The organism is Streptomyces sp. NPDC053513, assembly GCF_044544765.1.
Taxonomy (GTDB): Bacteria; Actinomycetota; Actinomycetes; order Streptomycetales; family Streptomycetaceae; genus Streptomyces; species Streptomyces litmocidini.
Genome location: NZ_JBITXP010000038.1, coordinates 47484 through 60561, shown reverse-complemented (window position 1 = coordinate 60561; position 13078 = coordinate 47484). Strand labels below are relative to the sequence as shown.

Sequence of the window (13078 nt, the reverse complement as noted above, 5' to 3'; positions counted from 1 at the left end):
GGCTTCAACGGCTCGTACAGCGGCACCAACGCCGTGCCGGCCGCCTTCAAGCTGAACGGCGTCACCTGCAACACCACCACGCCTCCCACGACCCCCCCCCCCCCCACCCCCCCCCCCCCCCCCCCCCCCCCCCCCCCCCCCCCCCGGCCGGCGCCCCCCCCCCCCCCCCCCCCCCCCCCCCCCCCCGCACCGGCTCGTGGGAGCGGTCAGCCGCTGACGGGCGCGGTGAGGGCCGGGGTGCTGACCACCTTCGCGCAGATCGTGAAGACCTTCAGGGTGCCCGGGTTGCTGGTGTCGGTGTTCGTGGCGAACGCCCACCAGCGCTCCCCGCTGATCGGCTGGGTCGCGTGCAGCAGGTACCGCTCGGCGTGCGAGTTGCCCGCGATCACGGTGGCACCGCCTCCGGTCCGGGTCTCGCCGGCGGGGCATTCGGCCGCGGCGGCGGCCCGGCCGGGGTACCGCACCGCGCAATCCGCATCCGCATCCGCACCCGCGGACAGGGCGTAGCCGTGCCAGCATGGACCCCGGGTCCAACAGGGAGGGAAATCATGGAAGTTGACGAGCGGAAACGACGCCGGTCGGACGTCCTCGACGAGACGGCGGCCACGGGCCCCGGGCGCTTCAGCGGCCCCTCGACCGGCGATGAACTGCCCATGCTCGCGGGGTTCCTGGCGGACCAGCGGGCGACCCTGGTTCTGAAGTGCGCCGGCCTCGGGGAGGAACTGGCGGCGACGTCGGCGGAACCGTCCACCCTCTCCCTGCTCGGTCTGGTCCGGCACCTCGCCGACGTCGAGCGCCGCTGGTTCCGCGAAGTGCTCGCCGGGGAGTCGGACGCGGGCCCCCTCTTCTCCTCCCCCGACTCCCCCGACGGGGACTTCGACGAGGTCTCGGCCGATCCGGCGGCCGTCGCGGAGGCCTGGGAGGCCTGGCGGGCCGCGGTGGCCTACTCCGACCGCTTCACGGCGGAGGCGCCGCACCTCGACGTCACGGGCGAGGACGAGTGGCGTGGCGAGGTCTCCCTGCGGTGGGTCCTGATCCACCTGATCGAGGAGTACGCCCGCCACAACGGGCACGCGGACCTCCTGCGCGAACGCATCGACGGCACGAGGGGCGTGTAGCCCACCCGGTTGTGACCGCACGCCCGCCGGACGGCGCCCACGTTGCGGGCTGCGCCCACCGGCGCGGCGCCCCCGTCCCCCCGTTGTGGGCTGCGCCCACCCCGTTGTGGGCCCGCGCCCGCGGTGCGGTGCCCGCCGCCGTTGTGGGCAGTCGTTCCGCTGGGGCGGAACGGGTGGGCACAACGGACCCGCGCCCTGCCGGCGCCAGAGGCTCACGTGCCTGAACCCGCACCCCGTGCACAGCGCACCGGTGGTGCGGGTCAAGGCGCGGAACGCGGAGGCGCCGCTGGAGGGCGCCGTCCCGTGTGCCCACCCGTCCCGCCCCAGCGGGACGATTGCCCACACGGAGGGTGGGGAGCCGTCCACCCGGGCGCGGGCCCCACACGGCGGGTGGGCGCCCCAGCGGGCGCGGGCCCGCGCGGGCGGGGCGGGCCCGGCGGGGAGGGGCCCCGAGGGGCCCGGGTCGCGTGTCGCCCCGTAGATCGTCCGGTTCGGGACGATCCGCGTCGGTCCGATCCTCGTTACGCTGACAGGCATGACCTCCATGGCTCCCACCCGCACCGAACCCGACCTCTCCTACCTCCTCGACCACACCAGCCACGTCCTCCGGACGCGCATGGCGGCCGCGCTCGGCGAGATCGGGCTCACCGCGCGGATGCACTGCGTGCTGGTGCACGCCCTGGAGGAGGAGCGGACGCAGGCGCAGCTCGCCGAGATCGGGGACATGGACAAGACCACGATGGTGGTGACCGTGGACGCCCTGGAGAAGGCGGGTCTCGCCGAGCGCAGGCCGTCGGCCACCGACCGCCGGGCGCGGATCATCGCGGTGACCGAGGCGGGGGCGGAGGTCGCCCGCCGGAGCCAGCGGATCGTCGACGGCGTGCATGAGAGCGCCCTCGCCTCCCTCCCCGGCGACGAGCGCGCGGTGCTGGTGCGCGCCCTCGGCCGGCTGGCCGCCGGGCATCTGGAATCGCCGGTCGAGAGCCCCAGGCCCGCCCGCCGGGCCCGCCAGCGCGCCTGAGACCCGAACTCCTCCCGTAAAAAATAGTCTGCAACAAAACCATCTGCTAGCGTCTCTCCTGTCGCCTCCGACGGACAGGAGAGATCCCCATGCCCACCGCGCCCTCCACCCCCCGCCTCGCCCTCGGCGTCCTCGCCGCCGGCATGCTGATGACGGTCCTCGACGGCAGCATCGTCACCGTCGCCATGCCCGCCATCCAGAACGACCTCGGCTTCACCCCCGTCGGCCTCAGCTGGGTCGTCAACGCCTACCTGATCGCCTTCGGCTCGCTCCTCCTCCTCGCCGGCCGGCTCGGCGACCTCGTCGGCCGCAAGCGGATGTTCCTCGCGGGGACCGGTATCTTCACCGCCGCCTCGCTCCTCGCCGGCGTCGCCTCCTCCCCCGCCGTCCTCGTCGCCGCCCGCTTCCTCCAGGGCGTCGGCAGCGCGACGGCCTCCGCCGTCGGCCTCGGCATCCTCGTCACCCTCTTCACCGAGCCCCGCGAACGCGCCCGCGCCATCGCCGTGTTCAGCTTCACCGGCGCCGCCGGCGCCTCCCTCGGCCAGGTCCTCGGCGGCGTCCTCACCGACGCCCTCGCCTGGAACTGGATCTTCTTCATCAACCTGCCCATCGGCGCCGCCACCGTCCTCGTCGCCCTCCGCGCCCTCCCCGCCGACCGCGCCCAGGGCCTGAACGCCGGCGCCGACGTCCTCGGGGCGCTGCTCGTGACCGCCGGCCTCATGGCCGGGATCTACGCCGTCGTCAAGATCGAGGAGTACGGGGCGGGTTCGGCGCACACCCTCGGCTTCGGGGCCCTCGCCCTCGCCCTCCTGGCCGGCTTCCTGCTCCGCCAGGCGAAGGCCGCGCAGCCCCTCATGCCGCTGCGGATCCTCCGCTCCCGCGACGTCGCCGGCGCGAACGCCGTCCAGATGCTGATGGTCGCCGCGCTCTTCTCCTTCCAGGTCCTCGTCGCCCTCTACCTGCAGAAGGTCCTCGGGTACGGGGCGTCCGGCACCGGTTTCGCGATGCTGCCCGCCGCGCTCGTCATCGGCGCCGTCTCGCTCGGCGCCTCGGCACCCCTCATCGCCCGCTTCGGCGAGCGGAACGTCCTGCTCACCGGCCTCGTCCTGCTCGTCGGCGTCCTCGGCCTGCTGGCCCGCGTCCCCGTCCACGCCTCGTACGCCGCCGATCTGCTTCCCGTGATGCTGCTCGCCGCCGGCTTCGGCCTCGCGCTCCCCGCCCTCACCGCGCTCGCCATGTCCGGCGCGCGGGAGGCGGACGCCGGTCTGGCCTCCGGCGTCTTCAACACCACCCAGCAGATCGGCATGGCCCTCGGCGTCGCGGTCCTCTCCACCCTCGCCGCCGCCCGCACCGAGACCCTGACGAAGGCGGGCCGCCCCGTTCCGGAGGCGCTGACCGGCGGCTACCACCTCGCCTTCGGCGTCGGCGCCGGTCTCCTCCTCCTCGCCCTGGTCGTCGCCCTCACCGTCCTCCGCCCGACCGCCGCCGCCAGGACCCGGCAGCTGACCACGGCCGCATGAGGGCCGATCGACCCGTCGCCGCCCCGCTCTTCCTCCGGACGCGGCAGCGGGTCACCGCCGCCGAGACGACCGGCGCGACGGCCCGGACCGGCGCCGCGCTCACGGAGTCGTACGGAGACACTCCGGCAGCTCCGCCTGGTGCACCAGCGCGAGGCGCGACACCGTCCGGGTGAGCACCACGTACAGCCGGTTCAGCCCGCGCGCCTCGGCCGCCACGATCGCGGCCGGTTCGACGACCACGACGTGGTCGAACTCCAGGCCCTTGACGACGGTCGCGGGCAGCACGCTCACCCGCTCCCCGTACCCCCTCACCTCCTCGGCCACCGCGTCGACGAGGTGGTCGGCCGTGACGACCCCCACCGAGCCCTCCGCCGCGAGCGCGGCCCGCACGGCCTCGTGGGCCCCGGCGGCCAGGTCCGTCGTCCGTCGGACCGTCACCTCGCCGTCCCGGCGCACCGAGCGCCCGGCGGGCACGTCGGCGCCGAGCCTCGGCAGGAGCCGGTTGGCGAGGTCGACGATCGCGGCCGGCACCCGGTAGCCGAGGGTCAGCGGCACGACCGGCGTCCCGGGCTTGCCCAGGTGCGCCAGCTGCTCGTCCCAGTCGCGGGCCGCCCACGGGGTGGTGCCCTGGGCGAGGTCCCCGAGGACGGTGAGCGAACCGAACTCGGTGCGGCGGGCGATGGCCCGGCACTGCATGGGAGAGAGGTCCTGGGCCTCGTCGACGACGACGTGCCCGTAGCTCTCGGGGCGTTCGATCAGGCCGGCGAGTTCGTCGAGGAGGACGAGGTCGGCGGCGGTCCAGCGCGCCGAGCGGTACGAGCGGGGCGGCCGCGCCCAGCGGAGGGCCGCCGACTCGGCCTCCGTCAGCACGGAACCGAACGCCGCCGGTTCCGTCAGCACCTCCGCGAGGACCTCCTCCGGGCTCGTCCTCGGCCAGCACGCGTCGAGGAACGCCGTCACCGCCCGCGCCCGCTCGATCCGCCGCGCCCAGGCCGCGCCCATCGGCCCCGAGCGGCGTTCGGCCCGGAGCTGGAGGGCCCGGACGACGCGGGCCCGGACCCGCTCGCGGCCGGTCGCGTAGGGCGGGGCCTCCGCCCGTACCGCCGAGACGATCGCGGCGAGTTCCGCCGCCGGGAGCCGCCAGTGGTACGAGCCGTCGGGGACGGCCAGGTCCTCCGCCGGGGCCGGGTCGACCCTGCCGTACAGCGCGCGGTGCAGCAGCTCCGCCATGCGGGCGTCGTGCTTGATCCGGGCCGCCGCCTCGTCGTCCTCGGCCCGGACCGGGTGGCGGGCGATCTCCTCGTCGAGGGTGGCCTGCCGGATCCCGGTCTCGCCGAGCGAGGGCAGCACCTCGGCGATGTACGAGAGGAAGGCCCGGTGGGGGCCGAGGACGAGGAGGCCGGAGCGGCGGATCCGCTGCGGGTGCGTGTAGAGGAGGTACGCGGCCCGGTGCAGGCCCACGGCGGTCTTGCCGGTGCCGGGGGCGCCCTGCACGCACAGGGAGGCGGCCGGCTCGGAGCGTACGAGGTCGTCCTGCTCGGGCTGGATGGTGGCGGCGATGTCCCGCATGGGGCCGACGCGGGGGCGTTCGATCTCCCCGGTGAGCAGGGCGCTGACCGTTCCCGTCCCGCCGTCCGTGAGGCGCTCGTCCTCCAGGGCGGTCAGGTCCTCGGTCGCGCCCGTGCTGTTCGGGGCCCAGCCGAAGCGGCGGCGGCGCAGGACGCCCTGCGGGTCGTGCGCGCCGGCCTGGTAGTAGGCGCGGGAGACGGGCGCGCGCCAGTCGACGACGAGCGGCGGGGCGGCGGGGTGCTCGGCGATCCGGCGGCGGCCGATGTGGTGGATCTGGCCGTCCTCGCGGTCGAGGCGGCCGAAGAACAGCGGGCCGGGGGGCTGTTCGCCCATCTCCTTGGCGCGGCTGCGCAGATGGTAGCCGAGTGCTTCGGCGTCGGCGCCGGAGGCGGCGACGTCCTCGCCGGTGACGACCTGCTCGGCCACGTCCTCGGTCATGCGGATCAGGGCGGCGCGGCAGGCGTCGTGGTGGGAGCGTTCGCGGGCGAGCTCAAGGTCCAGTGACGTCATTCCGTCAAGCCTAACGGAAAACGTTACCGAGTTACATTTTTTACTCAGTTGCAGGCGGGGTCAGTACGGCAGCCCCTCCCGCAGCGACCGGAACGCCGCCTCCGCCGCCGCCACCGCGTCCCCCGCCACCGCGTCCACCGCCTCGCCGGCCGCCAGCCGCGCCACGTTCTCGTTCGCCAGGACCCGCAGCACGGCCGTGATCTGCCCGGCCGCCAGCCGCGCCGGCAGCGGATCGCCGCCCAGCGCCCGCGCGAGGACCTCCTCCGAGCGCTGCTGGTAGCCGTGGATCCCGGCGAGCAGGGCCGGCGTCCCGTACAGGAGCCGGTGGTACGCCAGGACCTCCGGCACGTCACAGAGCCCGGTCACCGGATCGCGCCGCTCCAGCCCGTCCAGCAGGTGCTCGTACAGCGCGTCGAGCGGCGCCGTGCCACGGGCCCGCCCGGCCTCCACCACGCGCGCGGACTCGTCCTCGTGATCGGCGAACCGGTGCAGGACCAGGTCCTCCTTGGCGGGGAAGTACCGGAAGAGGGTCGGCTTCGAGACCTCGGCGGCGGCGGCCACCTCCGCGACGGACACCGCGTCGAAGCCCTTCTCCAGGAAGAGCGCGACGGCCGCGTCCGACAGCGCCTGCCGGGTCCGCGCCTTCTTCCGCTCGCGAAGACCGGCCGAGCCGGTCACACCGTCCTCCGCCACCGGGCGCCTCCTTCGTAGGACGCCATCCTAGGACGCCCTCCCGACGGCCCCCGGCCTCAGAATCCCGGGGCCTCGGGCCTCAGAAGAGGTCGGGCGAGAAGGGCCGCAGCGAGGTGCGGAACAGCAGGTCGGCACGGGCGGCCGCGCCGGACGTCAGCTCCTCCACGCGCCCCAGCCGGGCCAGCCGCACCGCCGACTCGTCACCGAACGCGAGCGTGCCCACCTCGGCGACGTCGAGGGCGAGATCGGCCGGCGCGGCCGTACGGACACAGGCCGCGCCCGCCGGGGAGGCGTCCAGCCGGAAGCGCCCGCCCGCGAGCCCGTCGGCGTCCCGCACCTCCAGGACCAGGCTTTCCTCCACCGGATACGTCCGGCCCTCCAGGACCCGGACCACGTCCAGGACCCGGACCCACAGCATGTCCGCGTACGTCAGCATCCTGGCCGCGCGCGGGTCGGGCAGCAGCAGCGGCAGCGGGTCGTCGGGCGCCCGGTAGCCGGAGCGGACCGTGGCGATCCAGTCGATCGAGCAGAGGTAGTGCCACAGGGCGCGCTCGGCGGCCGGGGTGACGGCGATGAGGTCCCGCACGGTCGCCGTGTTCAGCGGGAGCTTCGCGTCGTCCCACTTGTCGTCGGCGGTGTACGCCACGTACCCCTCGACCTCACCGGACTCCGACCGGTACACCGCGTAGTACGGCTCCCGCCACGGGGCGATGCTCTGGGGGACGAGACCGGTGCCCCGCTCCCAGTCGCGCCTGCTGCGGTTCGTGACCCCGGCGCGGACGCCGGCCAGCCGGCGGTGCACCTCGGGACCCACCTTGCGGATCTCGTCGCCGTCCGCCAGATCGATCCGGCCGCCGTCCTCCGGCCGGCCCGAGCGGCGCGGGTCGAGACCGGCCCGGTTCACGTCGACGCTCCATTCGGCGGTCCAGCTCGCCGGACCGAAACCGAACCGCCCGTAGATCGGGTACTCGGCGGCGATCAGCGTCGCGACCGCGTCGCCCCGCTCCTTCGCGGCGGCGAGGTCCGCGGCCATCATCCGGCTCAGCAGCCCGCGCCTGCGGTGCGTCGGCGCGACCGTGACCTGGGTGATCGCGTCCGCGGTCAGACTGCCCCCGCCGACCGTGCTGACCTCCTGCCGGAAGGACCGGAAGGTGGCGACGATCCGGTCCCGGTCGAAGCCGCCGAGCGTCCGCGCCAGGTCCGCGTGGGCCAGCCGGTCCGCGGCCTCCTCGTCGGAGACGACCGGGACCTTCAGGAACCCGGTGCGCAGCGACCGCTGCCAGTCGGGGAACTCGGACTCCGTCACCGCACGCACGTCGACAGTCATCCCCCGACCCTACGCACGGCACGACGGGCCCCGCACCGGGTTTTCCCGGCCCGGCGGCAGCGCCCGGCCCCGGCGGCAGCGCCCGTACCAGCGACAGCGCCCGCCCCGGCCGCGGCCCTCCGCCGGATCCCCCGTCCCGTACCGCTCAGGCCAGCAGGTCGTCGACCTGGGCCTCGCCCTCCCGGTAGCGGCGGGCGATCTCCGCGCTGCAGTCGTCGGCGGTCCGCTGGAGGTGCTGGCGGCGCCGCGAGACCTGCTGTTCGTACCCCGCGAGCCTGCCCATCGCCGCGTGCAGCTCGTCGTCCGTCCGGGCCGTCAGGTCCGACAGCTCGACCTCCGACAGCATCTCGGCCGCCAGCCGCCGGTACTCCTCGCCGCGCGGGGTCGACAGCGTCACGTGCCGCGCCGAACTGCGGTGCCGCGAGGGCACGTCGGCGAGGATCTCGGAGAGCCGGTCGAGGACCGGGGCCTCCGGATCGGTCCGCCGCGCCAGCTCGGCCCGCAGGATGTCGATCCGGCCCTGGAGCATCCGGCGCACATAGCTCAGGTCGGCCTCGTCGCTCTGCGCGTCCCGGCGCAGCGCCCGCAGCTCGGGCAGCCGCAGGGCGCCGAGGTCGGGCCGCGTCCGCTCCGCCGGGTCGGCGCTCCGCTGCACGGGCGGGCGCGTCGCGGGCCCTCCGCCCGGTCCCCCGCTCCGGGCGCAGGAGCGGATCAGCGGTACGGGGCCGGACGGCGTCGGCCCGGTGCCAGGTGCACTCATGAGAATCGTCCCCTCGACCGGTGCGGTCGGCCGCACCGCCTCACACGCATGGTGCCACCCTGCACGCACGCGTGCAGGCGCTCTGCACCCGTTCGGCCCCTCGTCCTTCGGCCCGCGGCCCGCTCGGTAGGTTGGTGCGCATGCGAGCAGTGGTGCAGAGGGTCGACGGCGCGAGCGTCGTCGTCGCAGGGGAGACCGTCGGGGAGATCACCGGCGAAGGGCTGTGCGTCCTGGTCGGGGTGACCCACGACGACACCCCGGAGAAGGCCGCCCAATTGGCCAGAAAGCTCTGGTCCGTCCGGGTGCTGAACGACGAGAAGTCGTGCTCCGACGTGAACGCGCCGCTGCTCGTCGTCTCCCAGTTCACCCTCTACGGAGACGCCCGCAAGGGCCGCCGCCCCACCTGGAACGCCGCGGCCCCCGGCCCGGTCGCCGAACCCCTCGTCGACGAGGTCGTCGCCCGGCTCCGCGAGCTGGGCGCCCACGTGGAGACGGGCCGCTTCGGAGCGAAGATGCGCGTCTCCCTCACGAACGACGGCCCGTTCACGGTGCTGCTGGAGGTGTGATCAGGGCTCGACGACGGTCTCCTGCGCGGCGGCCGTCGTCCCGGCGATCAGCGGAGCGTCCACCGGCACGTTCCGCTTGACCAGGGCCAGGGCGATCGGGCCCAGCTCGTGGTGGCGGACGGCGGTCGTCACGAAGCCCAGCTGCCGTCCCTCCTCCCCGTCGGCCGCCAGCCGGACCGGGGTCCCGTGCCCGGGCAGCAGCACCTCGCTGCCGTCCAGGTGCAGGAAGACCAGGCGGCGCGGCGGCTTCCCCAGGTTCTGCACCCGGGCGACGGTCTCCTGGCCCCGGTAGCAGCCCTTCTGGAGGTGGACGGCGCTGCCGATGAGGCCGACCTCGTGCGGAATGGTCCGGTGGTCGGTCTCGAAGCCGAGCCGCGGCCGGTGCGCCTCGACCCGCAGCGCCTCGTACGCGAGGATGCCGGCGGCCGGCCCGTGCGAGGCCGCGAAGGACTCCAGGTCGGCGCGGGGCAGGAACAGGTCGCGGCCGTGCGGGGTCTCCCGTACGACGACGCCCGGGGGCACCTCGGCGATGGAACCGGCCGGCAGGTGGACGACGGCGAGGTCCTCGGTCCGGTCGGCGACCTCGACCCGGTAGAAGAACTTCATCGACTCCAGATACGCGACGAGCTCGGCCCGCGTCCCCGGCTCGACGTGCGCCCACACCGTCTCGCCGTCGTCGACGAGGTACAGGGCGTGCTCGATGTGCCCGTTGGCGGAGAGGATCAGCGCCTCGGTCGCCCGCCCGGGCGGCAGCTCGGTCATGTGCTGGGTGACGAGCAGGTGCAGCCAGCTCAGCCGGTCGTCGCCGGAGACGGCGATGACGCCTCGGTGCGAGAGGTCGACGAAGCCGTCGCCTTCGGCGAGGGCGCGCTGCTCGCGGAACAGGTCGCCGTAGTGCGCGGCGACACCTTCGTCGCGGCCTTCGGCGGGGACGGCGCCGGGCAGGGACAACAGGGGGCTCTTCATGCTGTAGAGCCTACGACTCGACGGCGGCGTCCTCGCCGGAGTCCTTGTTCGAGCCCTTGCTCGAACAGTCCCGGCACCGGCCGAAGATCGCGAAGTGCTTCATGTCCGTCTCGAACCCGAAGGTCTCGCGGAGCTTCCCCGTGAACTCGGCGGCCACCTCGACGTCCGCCTCGATCACCTCGGAGCAGTCCCGGCAGACCAGGTGCAGATGGTGGTGCCGGTCGGCGAGGTGATAGGTCGGGGCCCCGTGCCCCAGATGCGCGTGACTGACCAGACCCAGCTCCTCCAGGAGCTCCAGGGTCCGGTACACGGTGGAGATGTTCACCCCGGAGGCCGTCCTGCGGACCTCGCCGAGGATGTCGTCCGGGGTGGCGTGCTCCAGCCTGTCCACGGCTTCCAGGACAAGCTGACGCTGCGGCGTCAGCCGATAGCCGCGCTGCCGCAGATCGCTCTTCCAGTCGGTGCTCACCACGCCCCCCAGTGTACGGAGGGCGCGGCGCGCCACCCGGTGTGTCTAACGGAAGAAGGCGATGCCGTCGTCCGGCATGTCGGGCAGGTTGCGGGCCATCTCCGCGACCTCCTCCGGCGTGACGACCTTCTTCAGGTGCGCCGACATGTACGGGCGGAGCGGGACCTCGGGGGTCGCCTTCTCGCCGACCCACATCAGGTCGCTCTTCACGTAGCCGTAGAGCCGCTTGCCGCCGCTGTACTCGCCCGAGGCCGCGGTCCGGGCGACCGCGTCCGTCGCCAGGTCGATCTGCGGCTTCTGGTCGGCGAGCTCGCCGTACCAGATCTCGACGATGCCCTGGTCACGGACCATGACGACCTCGACCTTGCGGTCCTTGTCGATCCGCCAGTAACCGCTCTCGCTCTCCAGCGGACGGACCTTGTTGCCGTCGTTGTCCAGGACCCACGAGTACGAGTGGTACTCGATGAAGTCCCGGCCGTCGTGGCTGAACGTCACGGACTGGCCGAAGTTGCACTTCTCGGCGCCGGGGAAGTCGGACACGCCCGCGCCCTCCCACGTACCGAGCAGGAACGCGAGGGGGACGAGGTCCGGGTTGAGGTCGGACGGGATCTCGATCATGAGCAGCTCTGGCGTTCTCTAGAAGTGGTTACCGCTGGCCCTGGTACAGCTTCTTCACGGTCAGACCGGCGAAGGCGATCACGCCGACGGCGACCAGGACCAGGAGGGTTTCGAAGAAAGCGATCACGGGGTGCTCCTCGTCTGAGCGGGGAAGGCGGAACGGGCCGGACCCCAGCTTAGTGGGCTGGGGTCCGGGCCACTCGGTGAGGTGGGTCTCGCGGACGGTCAGCCGAGGAGCTGCGCCTGGAGGGTGACCGTCTGCCGGAACGGCACCGCGAGCGCCCCGCCCTTCCGGGTCTGGGTGACCACCGCGAGGGTGTCCCCGGCCTGGACGTAGGCCCAGCGGGTCTGCTCGGCGCCGTACGGCGGCTGCTCCTGATAGGCGTAGACGGAGACGTACGGCACGTCGGCGCCCTGGGCCTCCAAGTCGATCTCCGCCGACTCGACCCCGTCGGGCAGCCGGCTTTCCTTGATGACCTCGCCCGTGAGCTCGTTCTTGAAGTCCCCGTCCCTGAAGTCCTCCGAGAACGCCACCGAAGCGAACCGCAGCAGGTGGATCCGGGTGGTCGTGCCGTCCGGCATGGTCCAGCCGCGGGCGGCGACGTGCCGGAGCGCGGAGTCGGCCAGCTCCTGCTTCAGCTCGCCCCGGTCCTTCTCCTTCATCAGCGCCAGAGGGGAGTCGAGCCCGACCCAGCCGCCGTCGAGCTTCGGGTCGACCGTGGCGCCCGCCGGAGCGGGCAGCAGGAGCTTGCGCAGGTCGGCGTGGTGGATCTCGCCCTCGTTGCCGTCGGTGAACGGCCGGAGGGCCCCCTCGGGCAGCGCCGGGAGGGCGAGCTTCGGATACTCCCAGCGGCCGTCGGACTCGGTCGCGAGCCCCGGGACGTCGGTGCGCTCCATGGCCGTGATCCCCAGGGCCGTACCGGTTCCGACGGCGCCGCAGACGAGCACGGCGGCGGTCCAGCGGGCGATGCCCCGGAGCAGGGGCTTCCGGGACTTCTTCGGCTCGGCCGACGCGGCCTCGGGAGCGGCCTGCGACTCGGGAGCGGCCTGCGGCACGGCCCCGGCCCCCGGCTCGGAAGCGGGCTCGGCCGCCTCCCGCGCGGGGACGGCCGTCTCGGTCTGCGTCTGCTCGGTCATACGTACTCCCCCGGGGATGCAATGTGGTCGAGCTGCTGCGTCAGCAGCTTCGCCACGCCGGCCTTGTCGAACGGCTTGGCGCCCGCCGCCCTCATCGTGACGAGGACCTCGGAGTCGTACGCGAGGCAGACCATCTGCTCCAGCGCCGCGGCCCGCTCCTCCTTGTCCGACGAGTCGACCGTGGGCTCCATGTAGCAGACGGCGTTCCGGTGGCCCTTCACCCGGGGGCCCTTCGGGAACTCCAGGATGTCCATGACCTCCTTGCGGATCCGGTAGCTCGCCTTGATCTGCTTCTCGTCCTTCATCCGCGCGAGTTCGAACGTGACGACGACGTCGCTCTCCTGGTCGGCGAAGGAGCGGACCCCGATGCCCTCGATGCCGAGCTTGTCGACGTCCTTCTCGAACGCGCGGCGCTTCCTCCCGGACAGCCCCTTGCCCGCCTGCTTCATCAGCGCGGTGGCCTCGGCGGCGCCGAGCTCGCCGTCGTTCCCGTACAGCTCCTCGTCGGGGCCGAACTCGTACCCCTCCGGCAGCGGCAGCAGGAGCTTGCTCAGCGGCGTGCCGGCCTTGCCGCGCGCGAGGGCCGCGGCCGGGTCCTCGTCGCTCCGCGCGGTCTTCTCCGTCTCGCCCCACAGCCGCGTCGGCGCGGTGCGGTCGGCGGAGGAGACGGTGACGGCGGTGTACGCGACGCCGCCGCCGATCAGGCCGAGGGCGACCGCGGACGGCAGGACGACCCCGAGCAGGACCCGCCGCACACCCCGCTTCCCGGACCTCTGGTCCACCACGGGCTCGGTCACGTCGTTC

At 73.9% G+C, this 13078-nt stretch carries 14 protein-coding genes; 4 read left to right on the top strand and 10 right to left on the bottom strand.

Going from position 1 to position 13078, the window contains the following annotated elements; genetic code table 11:
* Nucleotides 1–206: 206 nt before the first annotated feature.
* Entirely contained in the window at nt 207–464 is a 258-nt protein-coding gene (locus ACIGW4_RS36145) for a hypothetical protein (protein ID WP_399585789.1), read from the bottom strand.
* 84 nt (nt 465–548) lie between these two features.
* Between ACIGW4_RS36145 and ACIGW4_RS36140 the strand changes: the two genes are divergently transcribed.
* From ACIGW4_RS36140 to ACIGW4_RS36130, 3 genes are all read left to right on the top strand, one after another.
* Nucleotides 549–1118 carry a DinB family protein gene (locus tag ACIGW4_RS36140; RefSeq protein ID WP_398713180.1) on the top strand — a complete coding sequence of 190 codons (570 nt, stop codon included), beginning with the start codon at nt 549–551 and terminating at the stop codon, nt 1116–1118.
* A gap of 535 nt (nt 1119–1653) precedes the next feature.
* Nucleotides 1654–2139 (top strand): MarR family winged helix-turn-helix transcriptional regulator, encoded by a 486-nt coding sequence (locus ACIGW4_RS36135; protein ID WP_123454003.1) that lies wholly within the window; start codon nt 1654–1656, stop codon nt 2137–2139.
* A gap of 89 nt (nt 2140–2228) precedes the next feature.
* Complete coding sequence (locus ACIGW4_RS36130) at nt 2229–3659, top strand: MFS transporter (protein ID WP_399585787.1); 1431 nt, start codon at nt 2229–2231, stop codon at nt 3657–3659.
* Nucleotides 3660–3758: 99 nt separating this feature from the next.
* Here ACIGW4_RS36130 and ACIGW4_RS36125 read toward each other — a convergent pair whose 3' ends face one another.
* From ACIGW4_RS36125 to ACIGW4_RS36110, 4 genes are all read right to left on the bottom strand, one after another.
* Nucleotides 3759–5738 (bottom strand): HelD family protein, encoded by a 1980-nt coding sequence (locus ACIGW4_RS36125; protein WP_399585785.1) that lies wholly within the window; start codon nt 5736–5738, stop codon nt 3759–3761.
* Nucleotides 5739–5798: 60 nt separating this feature from the next.
* Nucleotides 5799–6431, bottom strand: coding sequence for a TetR/AcrR family transcriptional regulator (locus ACIGW4_RS36120; RefSeq protein WP_398713174.1), 633 nt, complete (start codon nt 6429–6431; stop codon nt 5799–5801).
* A gap of 79 nt (nt 6432–6510) precedes the next feature.
* Nucleotides 6511–7758 (bottom strand): GNAT family N-acetyltransferase, encoded by a 1248-nt coding sequence (locus ACIGW4_RS36115; RefSeq protein WP_399585784.1) that lies wholly within the window; start codon nt 7756–7758, stop codon nt 6511–6513.
* Nucleotides 7759–7903: 145 nt separating this feature from the next.
* Nucleotides 7904–8518, bottom strand: coding sequence for an ABC transporter substrate-binding protein (locus ACIGW4_RS36110; RefSeq protein WP_399585780.1), 615 nt, complete (start codon nt 8516–8518; stop codon nt 7904–7906).
* A 140-nt stretch (nt 8519–8658) separates the two neighbouring features.
* Here ACIGW4_RS36110 and dtd point away from each other — a divergent pair, with 140 nt between their 5' ends.
* Entirely contained in the window at nt 8659–9084 is a 426-nt protein-coding gene (gene dtd, locus ACIGW4_RS36105) for a D-aminoacyl-tRNA deacylase (RefSeq protein ID WP_123453990.1), read from the top strand.
* Here dtd and ACIGW4_RS36100 read toward each other — a convergent pair whose 3' ends face one another.
* From ACIGW4_RS36100 to ACIGW4_RS36080, 5 genes are all read right to left on the bottom strand, one after another.
* Complete coding sequence (locus tag ACIGW4_RS36100) at nt 9085–10050, bottom strand: folate-binding protein (RefSeq protein ID WP_359591789.1); 966 nt, start codon at nt 10048–10050, stop codon at nt 9085–9087.
* 10 nt (nt 10051–10060) lie between these two features.
* Entirely contained in the window at nt 10061–10522 is a 462-nt protein-coding gene (locus ACIGW4_RS36095) for a Fur family transcriptional regulator (protein WP_398713169.1), read from the bottom strand.
* Between the two features lie 42 nt (nt 10523–10564).
* Complete coding sequence (locus ACIGW4_RS36090) at nt 10565–11137, bottom strand: FABP family protein (protein WP_123453986.1); 573 nt, start codon at nt 11135–11137, stop codon at nt 10565–10567.
* A 225-nt stretch (nt 11138–11362) separates the two neighbouring features.
* A complete protein-coding gene (locus tag ACIGW4_RS36085; protein ID WP_399585776.1) occupies nt 11363–12274 on the bottom strand; it encodes a hypothetical protein in 912 nt (303 codons plus the stop codon).
* On the bottom strand, nt 12271–13071 hold the full coding sequence (locus tag ACIGW4_RS36080) for a hypothetical protein (protein ID WP_399585774.1): 801 nt from the start codon (nt 13069–13071) through the stop codon (nt 12271–12273). Before ACIGW4_RS36080 ends, ACIGW4_RS36085 begins: the two co-directional genes overlap by 4 nt.
* Between the last annotated feature and the right edge of the window lie 7 nt (nt 13072–13078).